This is a genomic window from Novosphingobium subterraneum (assembly GCF_000807925.1).
In the GTDB taxonomy this organism is placed as follows: Bacteria; Pseudomonadota; Alphaproteobacteria; order Sphingomonadales; family Sphingomonadaceae; genus Novosphingobium; species Novosphingobium subterraneum.
Map to the genome: position 1 here is coordinate 90,429 of NZ_JRVC01000006.1, position 22,531 is coordinate 112,959.

18 protein-coding genes are annotated in these 22,531 nt (G+C 64.5%); 11 read left to right on the forward strand and 7 right to left on the reverse strand.

The features are described 5' to 3' along the window. Nucleotides 1-65: 65 nt before the first annotated feature. A complete protein-coding gene (locus NJ75_RS07590; protein ID WP_369820979.1) occupies nucleotides 66-1,589 on the reverse strand; it encodes a fumarate hydratase in 1,524 nt (507 codons plus the stop codon). A 165-nt stretch (nucleotides 1,590-1,754) separates the two neighbouring features. Between NJ75_RS07590 and NJ75_RS07595 the strand changes: the two genes are divergently transcribed. The 5 genes from NJ75_RS07595 to NJ75_RS07615 are packed head-to-tail and all read left to right on the forward strand — an operon-like array spanning nucleotide 1,755 to nucleotide 6,810. Beyond that, nucleotides 1,755-2,348: a protein-L-isoaspartate O-methyltransferase family protein gene (locus NJ75_RS07595; RefSeq protein WP_039333085.1), complete on the forward strand. Its 594-nt coding sequence runs from the start codon at nucleotides 1,755-1,757 to the stop codon at nucleotides 2,346-2,348. Nucleotides 2,349-2,353: 5 nt separating this feature from the next. Further along, nucleotides 2,354-3,808, forward strand: coding sequence for a TolC family outer membrane protein (locus NJ75_RS07600; RefSeq protein WP_039333336.1), 1,455 nt, complete (start codon nucleotides 2,354-2,356; stop codon nucleotides 3,806-3,808). A 41-nt stretch (nucleotides 3,809-3,849) separates the two neighbouring features. Then, nucleotides 3,850-4,260: a DUF2497 domain-containing protein gene (locus NJ75_RS07605; RefSeq protein WP_039333087.1), complete on the forward strand. Its 411-nt coding sequence runs from the start codon at nucleotides 3,850-3,852 to the stop codon at nucleotides 4,258-4,260. A gap of 58 nt (nucleotides 4,261-4,318) precedes the next feature. Further along, nucleotides 4,319-6,427, forward strand: coding sequence for a S9 family peptidase (locus tag NJ75_RS07610; protein ID WP_039333089.1), 2,109 nt, complete (start codon nucleotides 4,319-4,321; stop codon nucleotides 6,425-6,427). Then, nucleotides 6,424-6,810, forward strand: coding sequence for a (2Fe-2S) ferredoxin domain-containing protein (locus tag NJ75_RS07615; RefSeq protein ID WP_039333092.1), 387 nt, complete (start codon nucleotides 6,424-6,426; stop codon nucleotides 6,808-6,810). The genes NJ75_RS07610 and NJ75_RS07615 overlap by 4 nt, the downstream gene beginning before the upstream one ends. On the opposite strand, the gene NJ75_RS07620 is transcribed toward NJ75_RS07615, so the two are convergent. Together NJ75_RS07620 and NJ75_RS07625 are read right to left on the reverse strand one after the other, a co-directional pair. Then, nucleotides 6,779-7,660, reverse strand: coding sequence for an NAD(P)H-hydrate dehydratase (locus tag NJ75_RS07620; RefSeq protein ID WP_039333094.1), 882 nt, complete (start codon nucleotides 7,658-7,660; stop codon nucleotides 6,779-6,781). The two genes, NJ75_RS07615 and NJ75_RS07620, sit on opposite strands and share 32 nt — an antisense overlap. Continuing rightward, a complete protein-coding gene (locus NJ75_RS07625; RefSeq protein ID WP_052242182.1) occupies nucleotides 7,653-8,444 on the reverse strand; it encodes a histidine phosphatase family protein in 792 nt (263 codons plus the stop codon). The genes NJ75_RS07620 and NJ75_RS07625 overlap by 8 nt, the downstream gene beginning before the upstream one ends. 97 nt (nucleotides 8,445-8,541) lie before the next feature. On the opposite strand from NJ75_RS07625, the gene NJ75_RS07630 reads away from it, so the two are divergent. Then, complete coding sequence (locus NJ75_RS07630) at nucleotides 8,542-9,048, forward strand: hemerythrin domain-containing protein (protein ID WP_039333096.1); 507 nt, start codon at nucleotides 8,542-8,544, stop codon at nucleotides 9,046-9,048. Here the strand turns inward: NJ75_RS07630 and NJ75_RS07635 are convergent. Both NJ75_RS07635 and NJ75_RS07640 read right to left on the reverse strand, forming a co-directional pair. After that, the gene (locus NJ75_RS07635; RefSeq protein ID WP_039333097.1) at nucleotides 9,033-9,701 is read right to left on the reverse strand and encodes a GntR family transcriptional regulator; all 669 of its coding nucleotides are present in this window, start codon (nucleotides 9,699-9,701) and stop codon (nucleotides 9,033-9,035) included. The two genes, NJ75_RS07630 and NJ75_RS07635, sit on opposite strands and share 16 nt — an antisense overlap. Before the next feature lie 97 nt (nucleotides 9,702-9,798). Next, complete coding sequence (locus NJ75_RS07640) at nucleotides 9,799-12,339, reverse strand: TonB-dependent receptor (RefSeq protein WP_039333099.1); 2,541 nt, start codon at nucleotides 12,337-12,339, stop codon at nucleotides 9,799-9,801. Nucleotides 12,340-12,594: 255 nt separating this feature from the next. Between NJ75_RS07640 and NJ75_RS07645 the strand changes: the two genes are divergently transcribed. The 4 genes from NJ75_RS07645 to NJ75_RS07660 are packed head-to-tail and all read left to right on the forward strand — an operon-like array spanning nucleotide 12,595 to nucleotide 18,664. Further along, on the forward strand, nucleotides 12,595-13,509 hold the full coding sequence (locus NJ75_RS07645; protein WP_039333101.1) for a hydroxymethylglutaryl-CoA lyase: 915 nt from the start codon (nucleotides 12,595-12,597) through the stop codon (nucleotides 13,507-13,509). Between the two features lie 7 nt (nucleotides 13,510-13,516). After that, nucleotides 13,517-15,565, forward strand: a complete 2,049-nt coding sequence (locus tag NJ75_RS07650) for a hydantoinase/oxoprolinase family protein (RefSeq protein ID WP_039333102.1) — start codon at nucleotides 13,517-13,519, stop codon at nucleotides 15,563-15,565. Between the two features lie 13 nt (nucleotides 15,566-15,578). Further along, nucleotides 15,579-17,465, forward strand: coding sequence for a hydantoinase B/oxoprolinase family protein (locus NJ75_RS07655; RefSeq protein WP_039333103.1), 1,887 nt, complete (start codon nucleotides 15,579-15,581; stop codon nucleotides 17,463-17,465). Between the two features lie 2 nt (nucleotides 17,466-17,467). Then, a complete protein-coding gene (locus tag NJ75_RS07660) occupies nucleotides 17,468-18,664 on the forward strand; it encodes a CaiB/BaiF CoA transferase family protein (protein WP_039333339.1) in 1,197 nt (398 codons plus the stop codon). 17 nt (nucleotides 18,665-18,681) lie between these two features. Here the strand turns inward: NJ75_RS07660 and NJ75_RS07665 are convergent, their stop codons facing one another. Together NJ75_RS07665 and purD are read right to left on the reverse strand one after the other, a co-directional pair. After that, nucleotides 18,682-19,644 (reverse strand): sugar phosphate isomerase/epimerase family protein, encoded by a 963-nt coding sequence (locus tag NJ75_RS07665; protein WP_039333106.1) that lies wholly within the window; start codon nucleotides 19,642-19,644, stop codon nucleotides 18,682-18,684. Nucleotides 19,645-19,745: 101 nt separating this feature from the next. Then, a complete protein-coding gene (gene purD / locus NJ75_RS07670; RefSeq protein ID WP_039333108.1) occupies nucleotides 19,746-21,032 on the reverse strand; it encodes a phosphoribosylamine--glycine ligase in 1,287 nt (428 codons plus the stop codon). On the opposite strand from purD, the gene xseA reads away from it, so the two are divergent. Then, on the forward strand, nucleotides 21,031-22,506 hold the full coding sequence (xseA, locus tag NJ75_RS07675) for an exodeoxyribonuclease VII large subunit (RefSeq protein ID WP_039333110.1): 1,476 nt from the start codon (nucleotides 21,031-21,033) through the stop codon (nucleotides 22,504-22,506). The two genes, purD and xseA, sit on opposite strands and share 2 nt — an antisense overlap. Nucleotides 22,507-22,531 lie beyond the last annotated feature (25 nt).

The following is a 22,531-nucleotide window of genomic DNA, read 5'->3' on the forward strand; positions in this document are numbered from 1 at the left end:
ACGGGTGGCCGGGCGGGGGAGCGGGCCGGTGCCGTCAAGGAAAGCCCGGATGGGCTTTCCTACCCTCAAACAGGCAACAAGCCTTCGTCCGCGATCTTCTTCTTCCACACCAGCGGTGCGGCCTGGTGAACGTTTTCACCCGAACTGTCGACCGCAACGGTGACCGGCATGTCCTCGACTGTGAATTCGTAGATCGCTTCCATGCCGAGGTCCTCGAACCCGACCACCCTGGCTTCCTTGATCGCGCGCGCGACAAGATAGGCCGCGCCGCCCACAGCCATCAGATAGGCACTCTTATGGTTGGCGATCGACTTGGTGGCAGCGGGGCCGCGCTCGGCCTTGCCGACGCTTGCCAGCAGGCCGAGGTCGAGCATGGTGTCCGAGAAGCTGTCCATCCGCGTGGCAGTGGTCGGGCCAGCCGGGCCGACGACTTCATCGCGCACCGGATCGACCGGGCCGACATAGTAGATCACGCGGCCCTTGAAATCGACCGGCAGTTCCTCACCCTTGGCCAGCATGTCCTTGATGCGCTTGTGCGCGGCATCGCGACCGGTCAGCATCTTGCCGTTCAGCAGCAGGCGATCGCCCGCCTTCCAGCCTTCGACTTCGGCCTGGGTCAGGGTATCTAGATTGACGCGCTTGGCCGCCGAATCCGGCGCCCAGTGGACCTGGGGCCATTCGTCGAGCTTCGGACGTTCAAGATAGCTCGGACCCGAACCGTCGAGCGTGAAGTGGGCGTGGCGGGTGGCGGCGCAGTTGGGAATCATCGCCACCGGCTTGCCCGCAGCATGGCACGGCGCGTCCATGATCTTGACATCGAGGATCGTCGAAAGACCGCCCAGCCCCTGCGCGCCGATGCCGAGCGCGTTGACCTTGTCGAAGATCTCGATGCGCATGCGCTCGATATCGGTCTGCGGGCCGCGCTCCTTGAGCTGGGCCATGTCGATCGGCTCCATCAGCGCCTTCTTGGCGAGCAGCACGCAATGTTCTGCTGTGCCGCCGATGCCGATGCCGAGCATGCCGGGCGGGCACCAGCCGGCGCCCATCTGCGGCAGCATCTCGATCACCCAGTCGACGATGTTCTCGCTAGGGTTCATCATCTTGAACTTCGACTTGTTTTCCGAGCCGCCGCCCTTGGCCGCGACGTCGACCGTGACCTTGTTGCCCTTGACCATCTCGACGTGGAGTACGCAGGGCGTGTTGTCGCGGGTGTTGCGGCGGGTGAAGGCGGGGTCTGCCAGCACCGAGGCGCGCAGCTTGTTGTCGGGGTTGTTGTAGGCGCGGCGTACGCCTTCATCGACCACGTCCTGCAGGCTCATGTCGGATTCGAGGCGGCAGTCCTGCCCCCATTCGATGAAGACGTTGACGATGCCGGTATCCTGGCAGATCGGCCGGTGGCCCTCGGCGCACATGCGGCTGTTGGTGAGGATCTGCGCAATCGCGTCCTTGGCCGCCGGGCCCTGTTCGGCCTTGTAGGCCTCGCCCAGCGCGCGGATGTAGTCCATCGGGTGGAAGTAGCTGATGTACTGCAGAGCGTCTGCGACGCTCTCGATAAGGTCCGCTTCCCGGATCGTGACCATTTCTGCCATGTTGCCGACTCCCTCCAGAGGCCTTGGTTTCGTGGGGCGCATTACGCGGCAATTTGCGACAAGCAAATCCCTTGGAAACAGCAGATCGATAATCTACAGGCACTTGGCAACATTCAGGCTTCCCCGGGTGCGGGTGGAAGCCCCTAGCGAATATGAGGGTTTCGAATGACCGTGGTTGAAGATCGCCCGGCAGCGGATGAAATGCTGGTTGCCCGTCGTGCGATGATCGATAGCCAGCTTCGCGTGAGCGGCGTCAATTCGCCGGCAATCCTCAATGCTTTCAACGCCGTGCCGCGCGAGGACTTCGTCCCTGCGGAACGACGCGCGGTTGCCTACATCGACCGGGCGGTTCCACTCGGGGGTGGTCGCTCGCTCTCCCCGGCGCTGACTTACGGCCAGATGCTCGAAGCGGCGCAGACCGGGCGCGAGGATAACGTCCTCGTGATCTCTCCGAACGGCTACCTCGCGGCCCTGGCCGCGCAGCTTGCCGACAGCGTGACCCGCGCCGAATCGCTGGCGTCGGCTCAAGGCGGGCCGTATTCGCTGATCCTCATCGATGGCGCCGCCGAAGTGCTGCCGGACTCGCTCGCTGGCTTGCTGGCCAATGATGGCCGGATCGTCACCGGCATCGCCGATCGCGGCGTTACGCGCCTCGCCATGGCCCGCAAGGCCTTGGGCAAGGTGGTCGCCACCCCGCTTGCCGAGGCCGATTTCGCCGTTCTGGCAGAGTTTGCCGCACCGAAGACGTGGAGCTTCTGAGCCTCATGGCCACCGGCAAGGCGCTACGCCTCATTCTGGCGGCCAGCGCGGCAAGCCTCGCTGTCTCTCCCGCTCTGGCCGATGACCTTCGCGAGGCGCTGACCAGCGCCTACAACACCAATCCCACGCTTCAGGCCGCACGCGCGACGCAGCGGGCGACCGACGAAGGCGTGCCACTGGCCCGCGCCCGCGGCTTGCCGAGCTTGCAGGGGCAGGCCAGCTACACGAAAGTGCTGCGCGCCAACCCCAATTCGTTCCTGATCACGGACTGGTCGAACAGCGTCGACCTGAGCCTCGGTGTGCCGGTCTATTCCGGCGGATCGGTGAAGAATTCGATCCGGGCCGCCAAGACTCGTGTCGAAGCCGGGCAGGAAGACTTGCGCGGCACCGAGTCGGGCGTGTTCTCGCAAGTCGTGGCGGCCTACATGGACGTGATCCGCGATTCCGCGATCGTCGGGCTCAACAAGAGCAACGTCGAGGTTCTGGAAGTGAACCTCAAGGCCACCAGCGACCGCTTCGAGATCGGCGACGTGACCCGCACGGACGTTGCCCAGTCCAACTCGCGCCTGGCTCTCGCCCGTGGCGATCTGCGCACCGCGCAGGCTAATCTGATCGCCAGCCGTGAGCGGTATATTCAGGTTGTCGGCAAGGCGCCAACCGATCTGCAGCCTCCGCCACCGCTGCCCGGCCTTCCTGCCAATCCGGATGACGCCGTCGACTTCGCACTGGAAAACAATCCCGATCTCATGGCCGCGCGCGAGCGGAGCAAGGCCGCTGCCTTTGACGTGAAGGTTGCCGACGCGGCAAAGCTGCCCACGGTATCGCTCTCCACGAACGGCAGCCGTCAGGCCTTCAAGGGGACTTTTCAGGGTTCGAGCCAGACCTTGCAGCAGGCAAATACCACCGCCCAGGCCGGTGTCAGCGTCTCGATCCCGCTCTATCAGGGCGGCGGACCTGCCGCGCAGACCCGTCAGGCGCAGGCGCGTGAAACTGCCACGCTCGAACAGGAAATCGGCGTCGAGCGCGAGGTCATCGCCACCGTTCGCTCGGCCTACGCTTCCTGGCTTGCCGCCAACGAGATCATCGCGATGAACCAGACCGCAGTCGATGCTGCGGCGCTGAGCCTCGAGGGCGTCCGTGCCGAGAACACCGTCGGCAATCGCACCATCCTCAACATCCTCGATGCCGAGCAGGAACTGCTGCGCGCGCAGGTGCAACTCGTGGCCGCGCGGCGCAATGCCTATGTCGCCGGGTTCAACCTGCTGTCGGCAATGGGCAAGGCCGATGCCAATGACCTCGGCCTCGATGGCGGGGCGCTGTATGATCCGCAGATCAACTATGACCGCGTGAAGGGGCGCTTCTGGGACTGGGACCGCGATCCCAAGCCTGCGGCGGTGTCGACGCGCACCGTTGACACGCCCGCGCAGGATGCGACAATTCCGCAAACGCCGCTTCCTTGAGAGAATCGGTGCAGCAGGGGCATTTGGGGGTAAAAGTTGCGATGCGTCAGGCCGGTGAACCGTCCGTCGAGGAAATCCTCGAATCGATCAAGAAAGTGATCGCGCGCGACAACAAGGCCGAGGCGCAGGCGCGCCTGCAGCCCAAGCCCGCCCCGCGCCCGGACGTGCTCGAACTGACCGACCCTGCCGAGGAGGACGAGGCCGAGCCTGCAGGCGGCCTGATCGCCGACGCGGCAGCCGCCTCGATGCGCGAATCGCTGGCGGCGCTTTCGATGCTGGCGCAGCCGGGTGTTGCGCCACAGATCGTGCGCTCGGGCGAGACCTCGCTCGAAGGGCTGGTGCGCGAACTGCTCAAGCCGATGCTGGCCGAATGGCTCGACAGAAACCTGCCCGCCATGGTCGAAAAGATGGTCGCGGCTGAAATCGCGCGCATCGCGGGTAAGCGCGGGTAATCAGGCGCGGCTGATTTTGCGGTTTGCGCCGTAGGCTTACGGCGCTAATCCGGTTTCCATGAAAACCAACTCGCTGTTGCTGGCGGTCGCTCCGCTTGCTGTCGTCAATGCCGCACCCGCTTCCGCCCAGCAGGGGGCGCCGTTCTCCCCGCAGGATCTGGTGACGCTCAGCCGCCTTGGCGGCACGGCGGTTTCGCCCGACGGCAAGACCGTGGCCTATATCGTCACCACCACCGATCCGGGCAGTTACAAACGCACGCCGACATTGTGGGTGCGCAGTGCCGACGGCAGGGGCCAGCCGCGCCGCGTCGACACCGGCGGCAGCGCCAGCGATCCTGCCTTCGCCGCCGATGGCGCCCTCTACTACCTTTCAGACCGCAAGGTCGGTGAAGCCGAGACGACGCAGGTCTGGAAAGTGGACGTCGCCTCGGGCGTGACGACCCAGGTCACTGCCTTCAAGGCAGAGGTATCCGGGTTCGAATTGTCTCCCGATGGCAAACGCATCGCCGTGTGGGGCGATATCGCACGCAATTGCCCGACCTTCGGCTGCGACAGCGACGGCAACACCGCCCTCCCAGGACCTGGCACAGGCCGTCATTACAAGGACGGTGCGGGCTTCGTGCGCCACTGGGACGCGTGGGAAACGCCCGGCAACTACAGCCGGGTCTTTGCCTTCGATCTCGGCGCCGATGGCAAGGTCGTCGGCGATGGCAAGGCTGCCGATGGCCCCGTCGGGACGCTCACCGGCGACAGCCCGGGCAAGCCCTTCGGCGGCGGCGAAGACGTCGCCTGGGCCGCGGATTCGCAATCGCTGTTCTTCGTCGCGCGGCAGGCAGACCGCAACGAGCCGACTTCGACCAATCTCGACATCTGGCAATCCAGCCTGGACGGCACGGCCCCCAAGAACCTCACGGAAGCCAACAAGGCCACCGACAACACCCCCGCCCCCTCGCCCGATGGCAAGTGGCTGGCCTATGCCGCAATGGCGCGCCCCGGTTACGAGGCGGACCGTCTGGTCGTCCACCTCATCAACCTGCAGACCGGCGAGAAACGCGAACTGACCGGCGGCTGGGATCGCTCGGTCGCCTCGCTGACGTGGACGCCGGACAGCAAGGCCCTCATCGCGACGGCAGAGGATGTCCTTGATACGCCCGCGTTCCGCATCGATCCGCTAAACGGCAAGGTCACCCGCCTCGTCCTCAACCCTGGCCGCGAAGGGCACATCGGCAATGTTGTGCCCCTCAAGGACGGCCGCCTGGTCTATACCCGCGATTCGATCGATGCTCCGGCCGAACTGTTTATCGGCAAGCCGGGCAAGGCCGGAATGCGGCTGACCGACGTTGCCACTTCGGCGCTGGCCCAGCGCGCGCCGGTCGTCACGCAGCGGTTCAGCTTCAAGGGCGCGGATGGCGATACGGTCTGGGGCCAGATCACCAAGCCGAGCTGGATCAAGGGCAGGATGCCGTCGGTCCTGTTCGTCCACGGCGGGCCGCAGGGGTCGTACAACGATAGCTGGTCCAACCGCTGGAATCCGCGCGTCTGGGCGAGCCAGGGTTACGCCATCGTCTCGGTCGATTTCCACGGTTCCACCGGATATGGCCAGGCCTTTACCGACGCCATCAACCGCCAGTGGGGCGGCAAGCCACTGGAAGACCTGCAGAAGGGCTTTGCCGCTGCTATCGCGCTCGATGGGCAGATCGACGGCAACAATGCCTGCGCGGCAGGTGCTTCCTATGGCGGCTATATGATGAACTGGATCGCCGGCGTATGGCCGGACCGCTTCAAGTGCCTCGTGCAGCATGACGGTGTGTTCGATGCCCGCGCCATGGCCTACGAGACCGAAGAGCTGTGGTTCGACGAGTGGGAGCACGGCGGGCACCCCTATTACGAGGCTCCGCAAGAGTTCGAGAAGTGGAACCCGGTCAACCACGTCGCCAAGTGGAAGACGCCGATGCTGGTGATCACGGGCGAGAAGGACTTCCGCATTCCCTATACGCAAGGCCTGGCCGCATTTACGGCGCTGCAGCGTCGCGGCGTCCCTTCCGAACTGCTGGTCTTCCCGGACGAGAACCACTGGGTGCTCAAGCCCAAGAACTCGTTGCAGTGGCACCAGACCTCGTTCAACTGGCTCAACCGCTGGTTGAAAAAGGACGGCAAGGCCGAATGACGCCCGATTCCGCTGAAATTGCTCTGGCTGAAATAGCCCTCGAAAAGCTCGGCGGGTTCAATCCGCAGCGCCACATCCTGCTCTGCGCCGGGCCGGAAAAGGACAAGTGCGCCCCGCGCGACGTAGGAGACGAGGCGTGGAATTACCTCAAGAAGCGCCTTGGCGAGCTGAAGCTCGGCGGGGCGCAAGGGGTGCTGCGCAACAAGGTCGGTTGTCTGCGGGTGTGCATGGTCGGGCCGGTCGCAGTCGTCTATCCCGACAATGTCTGGTACCATTCCTGCACACCGCCCGTGCTGGAGCGGATCATCCAGGAGCATGTGATCGGCGGCGTTCCGGTCGAGGACTACCGGCTCAGGCAGCCCGTTCCATCACCCGCGGAATGAAACCGAGAAGCTCACTGGCAAGATAGCCCAGCGGGCCGATCGCTTCAGCACAACGGCGCCCGGCCTCGCCATGCAGCCAGACGGACCACAAGGCTGCCTGAAGCGGCGCTGCTCCGCGTGCCAGCAGGGCTGCGGCAATTCCCGCCATGACGTCGCCCGATCCGCCAGTGGCCAATCCGACGTTGCCGCCGCTATAGCTGAACAGCTCGCCTGTAGGAGCCGCAACCAGACTGACTGCACCTTTCAGGACGACGACGGACCCGAAGCGTTCGGCACAACGGCGCACGGCGGCGGCGCGGTCCTGCTCGATCGCGTCGGCATCATCGCCGAGCAGCGCGGCAATCTCGCCGATGTGGGGGGTCAGGACAGCCGGTAAGCGTCGCTCGCGCAAGCGCCCTGCATGATCGCAGATCGCCATGAGCGCTGCGGCGTCGAGCACCAGTGGCGTTTCATCCACGGCCTGCATCAGCCTGCCGACCAACGCCGAGGCCTGTTCCGCACAGCTCATCGCAGGGCCTAGAACCAGGCAATCGCTCTTGTCCACTTCTAGTTCCAAACTCGTGCGGGTGGCGTCGATCTCGCCCTTGGGATCGGGTGCCAGCGGCAGGACGGCCACTTCCGGCATCACTATGCCGATCATTATCGCGGTCGATTCGACTGTCGCGATGCGCACCTTGCCCGCACCAGCGCGCAGAGCGGCCTCGGCGGTGAGGCGCACGCCGCCCGGGACCATGGTGCAACCGCCGACAACGAGCACGCGACCGCGCGCGTTCTTGTCGCTTTCCTCGTGCGGCTGCGGCAACGGATGCTGGCGCAACCACGCGCCGTCGAGAGTTCGCGCTTCAGCCACGGGCCGCCACCATGCGGTCGGGCTCGCGGGTCGGTTCAGTACCTTCGCGGACCATCGGCGCGACCATATTGTAATGCTCGAGCACGAGTTCGCCGTCGCCCTTGCCGGAACGGTCAAGCCGGTATTGCGTGATCGCGCAGTTGGCGATGTCGCCGGCCTTGTCGATGGCAAGGATCTCCGCTTCGGAGAGATGCTCGACGATGTAGCGCATGCACAGCACGACAACCTGATGCGCGACGATCATCACGCGCTTGCCGGCGTAGTGCAGCGAGACCGTGTCGAGCAGCGCGCGCAGGCGGAAGATCACGTCGACCCAGCTCTCGCCCCCGGGAGGGCGGTGGTAGAACTTGCCCAGCACGCGGCGGAACTCGGCCTGATCTGGCTGGTAATGGTGGATGCCAAGCGTCGTCAGCCCGTCGAGGATGCCGAACTCCTTTTCCCGCAGGCGTTCGTCGATGCAGATGCGCAAGTCTGGATCACAGCCCCCTGCCTCGCGAAAGATCTCCGCCGTTTGCACGGCGCGGACATAGGGACTGGCCAGGATGACCTCCGGCCGCGCACCTTCTTCCCCACTGGCGAACCAGTGCCCGAGGGCGCGGGCTTGTTCGCAGCCGAGCGCGGAAAGCGGCACATCGACATCGCGACGGTCGAGCGCAATGCGCAGGTCGCCCGCAGCGTCCGCGGCATCGCGCGCGACGTTGCCTGCGCTCTGGCCGTGACGGATCAGCCACAGCACCTCGGGCCAGCGTTCGTGCGGTTGCGGCAGCGTGCGAAGTCCAGTCATGAAAAGCCAAGCGCGAGGCACACAGGTTGGTTCCGGAACATTCGCTGCCCTTGAAGGATTGAGCGATCAACCGACTCATTTTCAAGGACTTAGACCCATGGCTCAAGCGAAGTTCACCGATGCCATTGCCCTGCTCAAGGCCGACCACCGCAATGTCGAGGCGCTGTTCGAGAAGTTCGAAAGCGCCCGCTCGGACCGCAAGCAGGCGCTGGCTCTGCAGATCTGCAACGAGCTGAAGATCCACACGATCATCGAGGAAGAGATCTTCTACCCCGCCCTCAAGGGCAAGATCGAGGAAGAGACCTATACCGAGGCCTATGTCGAGCATGATGCTGCAAAGCTGCTGATCAACGACATCATGGTGACTTCGCCGGAGGACGAGTTCTTCGAGGCCAAGGTCAAGGTGCTCAGCGAAGAGATCAAGCACCACGTCCACGAGGAAGAAGCACGCTCGGAAGGCATGTTCTCGCAAGCACGCGAAGCCGGCCTCGACATGGTCGCGCTGCGTGATGCGATGCTGGCGCGCAAGCAGGAACTGATGGCCCAGGCAAAGACCGAAGTCCTGCCCGAGGCCGAATTGCGGGTGCTTCAAGCCTCGGCCTGAGCTGCCTCGCTGCCCTGCCGCATAGTGCGGTAGGCGTTGGCCGCGCGCCGGATATGGGTGTTTGCCACTGCGCCCGCCCAGTCCTCGTCACGCATCTCGAATGCGCTGACGAGGTCACGATGGTCGCGCTGGCTCTGCTCCATGTCCGCCCGGCTGTACTGTTCCGCCGTGCGGTGCACGACGATCTGGCTGACGACGAACTTCATCAGCTGGGCCAGCCGGTCCGATTGCGCAGCCGCGAGGATGACGGCGTGGAAATGGCGGTTGCCCTCGACAAATCCGGAGACGTCCGGACCGTCGGGGGCCGAGATCGCGTCGTCGATGAAGTCACAATGGACCTTGAGCTCGGCGATCTGTTCGTCGGTAATGAGCCGCGCGGCGCGGGTGGCGCAATGGCTTTCGAGCATTGCGCGCAAGGTGAACAGCTCTTCCTCGTCCTCGTCCGACCAGACCGGCACGAACACGCGGTTGGTGCCCGAGCGCTGCAACAGCATCTCGGCCACCAGTTCGGCGATAGCCTCGCGCACCGGGGTGCGGGATAATCCGCAGTACTGCGCGAATTCGTCCTCGGGCACGAACTGTCCGGCAGGGAAGTGCCCTGACAGGATCCCTGCGCGGATCTTGCGGTAGGCTTCCTGCGAGGCTTTGGACACGTACGCTCCTGTATTGCCGGGCCTGTATCGCCGGGCCTGTATCTTCAGGGGGAGCAGGCAGAACCCGCTCCCCGCCGGATTTATCCTGAAGCCCTCATCAGAACGATGCGCCCACTTCAACCCCTATCAGGCGACGCGCGCCCGGCGAGATGAAGGAACCCCCGAACTCGATCGCCGGGATCGCCTCGGCGATGTACTTGCGGTCGAGCAGATTGTCCGCGAACACCGCGATCCGGTAGTTCGGCGTGGTGATCCCGGCGCGCAGGTTGAGCACGCCGAAAGCATCGCGCTTGGCAACGTCGTAGCGTGCGTTGCCGAACGAGGGGGGCAGGAACGGCAGCTGCGAGATCGGCAGCAGCCCTGAGAAGATGGTCGGGCGCTCCTGATCCTGCACCGAATGGAACCACGTCGGGCCGGTCACGCGATAGTCGGCGCGGAACAGCAGCTTGGCGTTGTCGGTCAGCGGCGCGGTGATTTCGGAACCGAGGTTGAGCGTCCAGTCGGCTGTATAGGGCGACTTGTTGCCGACGGTGTAGGGGCGCGAGCGGTTCTTCTTGATCTCGCTGTCGGTGACGTTGAACGATCCGAACACCTTCCAGCCATCGACCACCTTGCCGGTCAGGTTGATCTCGGCGCCCTTGATGTCGACGCGATCGATGTTCGAGACGACGCGCAGCAGGCCGAAGTCGCCGACGAAGAATTCGAAGAACTGCATATCGGTAACGCGGGTGTAGTAGCCGGCAAGATCGTAGGTGATGCGGCCGTCGAACAGCTCGCCCTTCACGCCCGCCTCGAACGCGCTGGAGCGTTCCTTGCGGTACTGGTCGTTGATGGTGACGCCCGCGTTGATCGTGCCCGGCGTGACGCCGTTGTTGAAGCGGGTGTTGACCACGGCCGAAGAGCCCTGGTTGTTGAAGCCCCCCGATTTGAAGCCGATGCCCCAGTTGGCATAGAGATTCAGCTGGTTGCTGGGGTGGAAGCTCAACGTCACCTTGGGCTGAAGCTGCTTGAACGTGGCGTTTTGCGGCGTGAAGGCACCGAAGGCGAGGCCCGGATTGATGGGACCACCGGTGAACGGATCCGTCACATTCGGGACGAGCGAATTGGCGGCGCGATCCTCGATGTCATAGCGCAGCGCGATGCCACCGGTGAACACATCCGAAGGCTTCCACTCGGCTGAACCGAACGCCGCGTAGACATTGGTGCGGAACTTGTCGGCCAAGAGCAGCGAGGTCGGGTTCGTGGTGTCCGGCGCGTTGTAGAGCTGCTTGATCACGCCCTGCCCGGTATCGCCACCAAGACTGACGCCGGTCTTGCGATCGATGTGCAGGTAGTAGGCCCCGAGTTGCCAGGTCAGCGCGCCATCGGTGTTCGACAGCAGCCGGATCTCGCTGCTGAAATCCTTCTGGTTGCGCAGCTGGTACTGGATGCCGTCGCAGGTCGTCGGGCTGTAGGGGCCAAAGGTCGAACCGTTGGCCGGGGCAAACAGGAACGGCACGGGGATAGCGCCGATCCCGCCAGGCTGGTTGACCGGGTAGCCGGTGAGCGCCGCCGTGCTGGAGAAGCACTTGGCGACAGTGCTGGCTACGCGAGGGTCGGTGTTGGTGATGTAGCGCGCGAAATCGGCCGAAGTGCCATCGGCGACAAGGTCCTGCTTGACGTCGGAGTAGAGCGCCCAGGCCACCAGCTTCATGCCGTTGCCGAACTCCTGGTCGAGCTTGATCGAAGCGTCGAAGCTCTTCTGGTCGTTGGTGGCGCGGATGTTGTTGTAGAAGTTGAACTGGTGCTTGTTCACGTCCTCGTAGAACGCAGGGTTCACCGCACCGAATTGGGGCAGGTGGAACGAAGCGTTGAACGGCAGCGATGCGCCATGGAACTCGGCATAGCGCGCCTTGACGTCAAGTTGGGTCGCGGTGCCCTTGCCGATCATCACCCGGCCGTTGAGCGCCCAGTTTTCCTTGTCGTCAACGGTCTTGGAGTTGCTCAGGAACTTGTTGCGCCACCATCCGTCGGTGGTGAAGTAATAGCCCGAGGCTACAAAGCCGACGTTTTCGCCCAGCGGCCCGGCAATGTGTGCAGTGGCTTCGTAAGTCGCTTCGTTCGCATAGGAGGCGCGCAGGCCGCCCGTCAGCGTGTCGGTGGGCTTGAGGGTCTGCAGCACGATCGCACCTGCCGCGGCGTTGCGGCCGTAAAGCGCGCCTTGCGGTCCCTTCAGCACTTCGACCTGCGACAATGTGCCCTGCGGCTGGTTGAGCTGCGCGGTGTTGGTCTTGAGAATGCCGTCGACCACCAGCGCGACCGAACTTTCAGCATCGCGCGCACCGTTGATCCCGCGAATGTTGATCTGCGTGTCGCCGGCCTCAGCCGTGCCTGTCACGATCGTCACGCCGGGCGTAAGCTGGGTGAAGTCCTCTGCCTTGACCGCCCCGGTGTTCTGCAGCGCAGTGGCTGTCAAGACCGATACCGACGCCGGTACGTCCTGCAGGCGCTCGTTCTGGCGGCGGGCCGTGACAATGATGCTATCACCGTCGTCAGCCGCTTGCGCGGCATCCTGTGGCGCTTCCTGGGCGAAGGACGGGGCTGCACTGGCGATCAGGCCAAGCACTGCGGTGTTCAATAGGAGACGGGTGGCACGCATTCTCAAACCTCCCTGTTGGTTCGGTCGCGACGCTATCGATGCTGCGAGCGCACGGGCTTTCGCCCCCCTCTTGACGCTCGCTTTCCGGGAAGGCAGCTTATTGTATACAAACTTGATCGGTCAAGGTGCTAGCGAACCTGCACCTACGGGCAGGTTTCGGCACCTCCTGCAATGACCGCACAGTGATATTGCATACGAAGAGAGACCTAGATTGATGACCTTCTGCATGCCCAACCCCACTTGCGGAGAAGCCGCATGACCGCGCGCGCGATTTCGTTCGTCGAAGTCGGCCCGCGCGACGGGCTGCAGAACGAGAAGGCGATCGTGTCCACGGCGGACAAGCTCGAACTGATCCGGCGCAGCATTGCCGCGGGCGCGCGCCGCATCGAGGTGACGAGCTTCGTAAATCCCAAGCGCGTGCCACAGATGGCCGACGCCGAAGATGTCTGCGCAGGCCTCCCGCTAACGGGCGACGTCAGCTTCATCGGCCTCGTCCTCAACGCCAGGGGTGCCGAGCGCGCCATTGCCACCGGGCGCCTGCATGAACTTGGTGCGGTTTGCGTTGCTACCGACGGCTTTGCCATCGCCAACCAAGGCCAGACCAGCGACGAGTCAGTTGCCGCTGCAAAGGCCATCGTTGCCATGGCGAAGGGCGCAGGCCTGAAGGGCCAGGCGACCATCGGCGCATCATTCGGCTGCCCGTTCGAGGGCGAGGTGTCAGAGGATCGCGTCGTCGCCATGGCGGCGGAGCTGGCCGAGGCAGAACCTGTCGAGGTCGCGCTTGCCGACACCATCGGCGTTGCCGACCCTGCCCACGTCTCGCGCCTTGTCCGCCGTGTGGTCGCAGCAGTGTCGCCGTTGCCGGTCCGAGTACATTTCCACAACACCAGAGGCACCGGCATCGCCAATGTCTGGGCTGCGGTCGAGGCTGGGGCGACAGTGGTCGACGCGGCGCTGGGTGGCCTCGGCGGCTGTCCCTTCGCGCCCGGAGCCGCAGGCAACGTGTCGAGCGAAGATGTCGTCTACATGCTCCACCGCGCGGGCGTGGAGACCGGCATGGACCTGTCTCAGTTGATCGAAGCCAATCGCTGGCTCTCCGGCGTAATGGCCCGCGAACTTCCTTCAATGGTGGCCAAGGCCCCGCGTTTCCCCAAGATCGTTCAGGAGTAATCGAGCAATGGGCTATCGCCTTGGCGTGGACGTCGGCGGCACTTTCACCGACCTCCTGCTGTTTGACACCTCGTCGAGCGCGTTCTGGCGCCACAAGACGCCATCGACCCCGCACGACAGCTCGGAGGGCATCCTCAATGGCGTAACCGCAATCTGCGAGAAGGCCGGCATAACGCCTGGAGACGTCGAATTCTTCCTCCACGGCACCACGGTCGCGACCAATGCCGTGCTCGAAGGCAAGGGCTCGCGCGTCGGCCTGGTCACGACGGAGGGCTATCGCCACATCATGCAGATCGCGCGCAGCTTCGTGCCGGGCGGGCTGGCTGGTTGGATCGTCTGGCCCAAGCCCCAGCCGCTGGCAGCGCTCGAGGATACCGTCACGATCAAGGGCCGCATGAGCGCTGAAGGCTCGGAAATCCGCCCGATCGACGATGCCGACATCCGCGCGCAACTGGGCGTGCTTAAGGACAATGGCGTCGAAGCGATCACCGTGAGCCTGATCAACGCCTACACCAATGGCGCGCACGAGAAGCGCGTGGGTGAACTGGCGGCAGAGATCATCCCGGGCGTGCCGGTCTCGCTGAGCCACGAAGTCCTGCCCGAAATGCAGGAGTACGAGCGCACCCTGACGACAGTGGCCAACGCGGCGGTGCGCCCGGTCGTCGGCAAGTATGTCTCCAACCTGCGCTCGCGCCTTGCCGAGGCGGGGATGAACGGCAAGCTCTCGCTGCTGCGCTCGGACGGCGGTCTGATGAGCGCACAGAAGGCCGAAGAGCATCCGGTCAACATCCTGATGTCCGGCCCTGCCGGTGGCGTGACGGGCGCGATCTGGGTCGGCCGCAATGCCGGGATCAGGAATATCCTGACTCTCGACGTCGGCGGCACCAGCACCGACGTTGCCCTTATAGAAAATCTCGAAGCCCGCCGCCAGCGCACCACCGAAGTCGGCCATCTCTCGGTCCGCGCCTCGGCGCTGGACGTGAAGACCGTGGGCGCAGGCGGCGGTTCGATTGCCTATGTTCCTGAGCTGACAAGAGCCCTTCGGGTCGGGCCGCAGAGCGCAGGAGCCGTGCCGGGGCCGGTCGCCTATGGAAAAGGCGGCACCCTGCCCACGGTGACCGATGCAAACGTCGTGCTCGGCTACCTTCCCGAGAACCTCCTCGGCGGCACGTTCAATCTTGACCGCGAAGGCGCGAATAAGGCGGTGCAGACCATTGCCGACGCCCTTGGCATCGACCTGATGGCGGCTGCGCGAGGGATCATCGACATCGTCAACGAGAACATGTTCGGCGCGCTGCGCATGATTTCGGTCCAGCAGGGGTATGACCCGCGCGACTTTGCGCTGATGGGCTTCGGCGGCGCAGGCCCGCTCCACGTCAATGCCGTGGCCCGCCTGATGGGCAGCTGGCCCGCGATCTCGCCGGTCAGCCCCGGCGTGCTCTGCGCCCTTGGCGATGCGACGACGCGGATGCGCACCGAAACCGCGCGCTCGTTCAGCCGTCTCGCCAGCCAGACCGAAGCGGCAGACCTCATTGCCATCCTTGAAGAAATGGCCGCCCAGACCCGCGCCGAACTGCTTGCCGATGGCGTGCCCGAAGACGAGATCAGCACCGCTTTCGAAGTGGACGTGCGCTATGCCGGGCAAGCCTTCGAAGTGCCGCTGACGATTACTCCCGATGTGCTGACCACCGATGGCATCGCCGGAATCCTCGCCCGCTTCGATGCCGAGCACAAGCGCCTGTTCACCTTCAACATGGACACCCCGCACGAGATCGTGAACCTGCGCGCCGTGGCCATGGGTCGCGCTCTCGACCTGCCAGCCGCCGAACTCGAGAAGGGTGACGGCAACCCCATCGCCGCCAGAATGCGTGACCACACCTTGTGGATGGACGGGCGAGAGCAGGCCGCCGTGATCTATGATCGCGCCAAGTTGCGCGCCGGAGACGTGATCCCCGGCCCGGCCATCGTCTGCGAAATGGATTCCACGACCCTGATCGAAAGCGGCTGCATCGGCACCGTCGACCACGTCGGCAATATCCTGATCAATCTGGCCTGAGGAGGCGCGAACCATGCCTGCAACCATCGTCCAGACCAACGACAAGCCGTTCGAACGTGTCGCCATCGACCCGGTAACTCTCGACATCATCGAGAACGCCCTGCGCAATGCGCGCATCGAGATGGACGCAACGCTCGTGCGCACCGCGATGTCTCCGGGCATCCGCGAACAGGGTGATGCCTTCCCGCTGATTGCCGACCACACCGGCAAGATGATCGTCGGCCAGTTCGGCTCCTTCATTGGCGGCTTCCTCGAAAATTACGAGGGCACGCTCGAAGACGGAGACATGATTTTCCTGTCCGATCCCTACTCTGTAGGCGGGGCGATAAGCCACTCGAACGACTGGCTGGTGCTGCTGCCAGTGTTCAAGGACGGCCGCCTGATCGCCTACACATCAATGTTCGGTCACCAGTCCGACATCGGTGGCAAGGTCGTCGGCTCGATGCCGATCAATGCGCGCTCGATCTTCGAGGAAGGCGTGCGCATCCCGCCGGTGAAGATCTGGAAACGCGGCGAATACAACGCCGATCTGATCCGGCTTGTCATGCACCAGACCCGCAAGCCTGACTGGTGCGCGGCAGACCTCAATGCGCTCATCGCTGCCTGTCGCGTCGCCGCGCGCCGCGTGATCGAGATGGCAGAGCGCTTCGGCGACGACGTCTACGTTTCGGCGACGCAGGAACTGCTTGCCCGCAATCACCGTGCCATGAAGGCGCTTGTCGGCATGGCGATTGCCGAAGAGCCGGTGAGCTTCGAGGACTACATCTGCGACGATGGCATGGGCTTCGGCCCCTACAAGATCAAATGCACGATGTGGCGCGAAGGTGAGAAGGTGATCCTCGATTTCGCAGGCACCGATCCGCAGTCGGTCGCTTCGATCAACTTCTTCCTCAACGAGAACATGTTCAAGATGTTCTTCGGCATCTACATGATCATGGTCTTCGACCCGCAGATCCTGTTCAACGACGGGTTCTACGATCTGATCGACGTGCGCATTCCCGAAGGCTCGCTGCTCAAGCCGAAGTTCCCGGCCGCGCTCTCGGGCCGCACCCATGCGCTGGGCCGCATCTTCGATATCCTTGGCGGCCTTCTTGGCCAGAAGACGCCGGAATTCCTCAACGCCGCCGGCTTCTCCTCGTCACCACACTTGTTCTACGCCGGCAACGATGAGCGCCCCGGCAAGAACGGCGACTGGTTCCAGCTCTTCCAGATCGGCTTCGGCGGCATCCCCGGCCGCCCGATGGGTGATGGACCCGACGGTCACTCGCTCTGGCCCGGCTTCACCAACGTGCCCAACGAATTCCTCGAACGCTATTTCCCGATGGTGATCGAGCGCTATGAGTGCGAGCCGAATTCGGGCGGCGCAGGCCTCCATCGCGGCGGCAACGGCATCCGCATGACCTATCGCTTTCTTTCCAAGGGCACAATTGCGATCCACGACGACCGCTGGTTTGTGCCGCCCTGGGGCGTGAACGGCGGCGAACCGGGCGCGCGGGCGCGCAAGATCCTCGAAAAGCCCGATGGCACGCAGACCATCGTCGGCAACAAGGTCGAGGATCTCGAAGTCGAAGCGGGCGACATGCTCCACTTCATCACTTGGGGCGGCGGCGGCTGGGGCGATCCGCTTGCCCGCGATCCCGAACTGGTCGGCAAGGAAATCGTGCAGGGGCTGGTCACAGTGGAAGGCGCACGGGCTTATGGCGTGGTCGCCGATGATCGTGGTGCGGTCAATTTCGCCGAGACCGAAGCCCTGCGCGCGCGCCTGCGCGAGGAGCGGGGCGAACTGCCGTTGTTCAATTACGGTCCGGGCATCGAAGTACTGCGCGCAAACTGCGAAGCGGAAACCGGACTGCCCGCACCGATTCAACCTGAATGGCCGCTACTGGAGGCGGCAGAATGACCATGACAACCACCAATCCCGGACCTCTCAGAGACATTCGCGTGCTGGAACTCGGCCAGCTGCTTGCAGGCCCGTTCTGCGGCCAGCTGCTGGGCGACATGGGTGCCGACGTGATCAAGGTCGAACCACCCGTCACCGGTGATCCGATGCGTGACTGGGGCCAGGGTTCGGAGAAGGTCCAATGGGAAGTGATCGCGCGCAACAAGCGTTCGGTCAGCGCCAACTTGCGCGTGCCGGAAGGGCAGGCGTTGGTGAAGAAACTGATCGCCCATGCCGACGTGGTGATCGAGAACTTCAAGCCGGGCACGATGGAGAAGTGGGGCCTTGGCCCTGACGTGCTCCTTGCCGAAAAGCCCGGCCTGATCATCGCCCGCATGTCGGGATACGGCCAGACCGGACCCTATTCCGACCGCGCAGGATTTGGCGGCATCGGCGAGGCAATGGGTGGCTGGCGCTACATCGTCGGCGAGCCCGACCGTGCACCCAGCCGCATGGGCATTTCCATCGGCGACACCCTGACGGCCACTTACGGCTGCATGGGCGTTCTGGCGGCTCTGCACGAGCGCGAGCGCACCGGGCGCGGCCAGGTGATCGATGCGGCGCTCTACGAATCCGTCCTGCAGGTCATGGAAGGCCTCGTCCCGGAGTACGACCGCACCGGCTACATCCGCGAACGCTCGGGCTCGGTCCTCAAGGGCATCGCACCGTCCAACGTCTACAAGTGCAAGAACGGCGAGTTCATGATTGGCGCGAACAAGGATTCGCTGTGGAAGCGTCTCGCGACAGCGATGGGCAGGCCAGAACTGGGCGACGATCCGCGCTATGCCACGCATCTTGCCCGCGGCGAGAACCAGGACGAGCTCGACGACTTGATCAACCAGTGGACCCGCACGCTGACCGTGGACGAGGTCGACGCGCTGATGATCGAGCATTCGATCCCCGCAGGCCGCGTCTACCGAGCCCCCGACATGCTTGCCGATCCGCATTTCCAGGCACGCGAAGCCATCATCGAAGTCGAGACCGAGCGCTTCGGTCCGCTCAAGATGCAGTCCAGCTTCCCCAAGCTGTCCGCCACACCCGGATCGGTGCGCCGCCCGGCACCGTCAAAGGTCGGGCAGCACAATGCCGAAGTGTACGGCGAACTGCTTGGGCTTGGCGAAGCCGAACTGGCGCAGATGGCAGAGCAGGGCGTCATCTGACGCCCTGCCTTGGCGGCTTACTCGAAGCCGATCTTCTTCATGTAGGCGGCGCTGCCGGCAATGGCGACCTTGAGGTCGTCAGCCCTGTCCTGCTCCACGAAGAAATGCTCTACCCCCGAAGCCTTGGCCGCCTCGATGATGCCGGCCATGTCGAGCGAGCCGTCACCAAGCCAGGTCAGGTAAGGGAACAGCGCGATCCAGTCAGCCGGAGCGCCACCGTCTCCGGCGAAACGCTGCTGGCCCTTCATGTCCTTGAGGTGCATCATCCGGTAGCGGCCCTTGTACCGCGCCAGATACTCCTTCGGATCGGCGCCGCCCGCCGTAGTCCAGTAGGTGTCCATCTCGAGGAACACGTGCGCAGGATCGGTCGCGTCCAGCAGCGTGTCGATCGGCACCTTGCCGTCCATCGGTGCGAAGCCGTAGCCATGGTTGTGATAGGCAAAGCGAACCCCATGTCGCGTGGCGCTCTGCCCGATAGCGTTGAAGACGTCGGCCATGCGCTTGTAGTCGTCGAGCGTCTTGCGCTCCTCGGCCGGAATCGCAGGCAAGGTGACATAGGTCGCCCCCAAGGCGCGCGCGGCCTCGGCCAGTTCGCCCATCCGGGTCTGCAGTGTGAACAGGTCGGTGTGCATCGAGGGCACTGTCATTCCATGCGAATCGAACACGGCCTTGATCTGCGCGGCGCTCAGCCCAAAGAAGCCGCTGCCTGAGAAGCCCAGCATCTTGGCCGTGTTCTTCCAGCCATCGATCTGGCGCTGGTCGCTGAAGGTATAAGGCCCGTAGGTCTCAATCTCGCGGTAACCCAGCTTTGCCAGCATGGCGATGGTTCCGGAGAAGTCCTCGCTCAGCATTCTGGCGACGGACCACAACTGGATGCCGAACCGGCGCTTGCTGTCGAGCGCCCGCAAGGGAGCATTGGCCAGAGCCAGCCCCGCCATCGTTGCGGTTCCGGCGGTGGTGATGAAAGTGCGGCGATTCATGCATCGGCTCCCGGTTCAGCGCGTCTTGTCCTGCGCTGTCACATGACTTTGTGCCCGCTTTGCCGATGCGGTCAAGACCTGTCGGGCGAAAAGCGGTGCCGTCAGGCGTCCGCTTCTTCCCGCTCGATCTCGCGCCAGCCGATATCGCGACGGCAGAACCCTTCCGGAAAGACGATCGCGTCCACTGCAGCATAGGCCGCATCCCGCGCAGCCTTCACGCTGCCCCCCCTGGCAGTCACGTTGAGCACGCGCCCGCCATTTGCCGAAAGCACGCCGTCTGCCGAAAGGGCAGTGCCCGCGTGGAATACTTTTGCCCCACCTGCCTCGGCGGCGGGGATATGGTCAATGCGCCCCCCCTTCTTCGGCGTACCCGGATAGCCCTCGGCCGCCATGACCACGGTCATTGCCACGTCGCTGGAAAAGCGCGGCGGCTGGATGCTCGACAACTTGTTGTCGGCACAGGCCAGCAGCAGCTCTACCAGGTCGCTTTCCAGCCGCAGCATCAGCACCTGGCATTCGGGATCGCCGAAGCGAGCATTGTATTCGATCAGCTTCGGCCCCTGCTCGGTCAGCATCAGCCCCGCATAAAGAACGCCGGAATAGGGCATGCCCTCATCGGCCATGGCCTTCACCGTCGGCGCGATGATCTGCGAGAGCGCCTGCGCCTCGAGTTCGGGCGTCAGCACACGCGCCGGGCTGTAGGCGCCCATGCCGCCCGTATTGGGGCCGGTATCGCCATCGCCGACGCGCTTGTGGTCCTGTGCCGATCCGAACGGCACGATAGTTGCGCCATCGGTCAGGGCGAAAAAGCTCGCCTCTTCTCCGGTGAGGAACTCCTCGACGACCACCTCCGCACCGGCAGAGCCGAAGGCGCCGTCAAACATGTCGTCAACCGCGGCCTCGGCCTCTGCCATCGTCATCGCCACGACGACGCCCTTGCCCGCAGCAAGGCCATCGGCCTTGATCACCACCGGCGCACCGAAGTCCTTGAGCGCGGTGCGGGCCTCCTCTAGCGACTTGGCGCGAACATAGCCGGCGGTCGGGATGTTGGCCCGTGCGCACAGATCCTTGGTAAAACCTTTCGACCCTTCGAGCTGCGCTGCCGCACGGCTCGGCCCGAACACGGAAAAGCCTGCTGCACGCAGTGAATCCGTCAGGCCGTCGACCAGCGGCGCTTCCGGCCCCACCACGATGAGGCCGATGCGGTTTGTTTCGCAGAAGGTCACCACACTGGCGTGATCGGTCAGATCCAGCGCAACCAGCTCGGCGTTTTCCGCAATGCCCGGATTCCCGGGTGCCGCATAGAGCTTGTCCAGAAGCGGCGATTGGGCCAGTTTCCAGCTGAGGGCATGTTCGCGCCCACCCGATCCCAGCAGCAGGATATTCATGGCTTTCCCTTCCGCGCCTTATGACGACGATAACAACGGCTCGGGCGGGCTCCTAGCGAGGGAATCGGCAGGCGACAACGCCCCGGCCCTCTCGATCTCCGAGATTTCCGCCCTGCTCAAGCGCACCGTCGAGGATCGCTTCGGCTTCGTCCGGGTGCGTGGCGAGCTTTCAGGCGTGAAGCGCGCGGCCTCGGGCCACCTCTACCTCTGCCTCAAGGACGAGAACGCGCGGCTGGATGGCGTGATGTGGCGCGGCGGCGTGCAGCGCCTGAACTTCCGGCCCGAGGACGGCGTCGAGGTCATCGCCACCGGCAAGCTGACGACTTACCCGGGCCGCTCGAACTACCAGATCGTGATCGAGCGGATGGAGATCGCCGGCGAAGGCGCGCTGCTCGCGCTCCTCGCCAGGCTGAAAGCCCGGCTGGAAGGCGAAGGATTGTTCGATCCCGCCCGCAAGAAGCCCTTGCCGTTCCTGCCGCGCACCATTGGCGTCGTCACCTCGCCCACTGGCGCCGTGATCCGCGACATCCTCCACCGCCTGTCAGATCGCTTTCCCAGCCGCGTCATCGTGTGGCCGGTGCTGGTCCAGGGTCAGGGTGCGGCAACGCAGGTCGCCAACGCCGTGCGCGGGTTCAGCGATATGATGCCCGACGGACCGATCCCGCGCCCGGACCTCGTCATCGTGGCGCGCGGTGGCGGATCGATCGAAGACCTGTGGTCGTTCAACGAGGAAGAGGTCGTCCGCGCCGTGGCGAATTGCACCATCCCGATCATCAGCGCAGTTGGTCACGAGACCGACACCACCCTGTGTGATTTCGCCGCCGACCTGCGCGCTCCGACGCCCACTGCCGCCGCTGAACTTGCGGTGCCGGTGCAGGCGGAACTTGCCGCCTTTGTAGCCGATCTCAACGCCCGCCAGCGACGCGCCCTCGCCCGCCAGCTCGCCCAGGCCAAGGAACGCCTCGAAGCCCGCAGCCAGCGCCTGCCCCAACCGCAGGCGCTCCTTCAGGGCCAGGCCCAGCGCGTCGATGATCTTGGGGAGCGCTTGCGCCGCGCCCTCGTCCACCGCACCGAGATCGCCGGATCGGTCCTCGCCCGCCATGCAGGAGCCTTGCGCCCTGCCTTGTTGATGGCGCGGGTCGAACGCGAAGCGGAGCGCCTTGCCGCCCGGCGGCTGCGCCCCGAAATGCTGCTGCAGCGCATCGACCACGCGCGCGGCAAGATCGAAGCGCTTGATCGCCTGCGCCGCTCGCTTGATCCGAAAGCCCCCCTCCAACGCGGGTACGTGCTGGTTACTGCGCCAGACGGCCATGTCGTGCGGACGCGCGAGGATGCACAGGCGCGTCCGACGTTGCGGCTCGAATTCGCCGACGGCACGCTGGACGTTAGCACCGCCACCACAGTGCCCCAAACCCGCCCCGCCTCCAAACCACGCCCGGCCGCGCGGCCCGAGGGACAGCAGGAATTGTTCTGAGGGTCTTAAGTGATTACATTGCCCC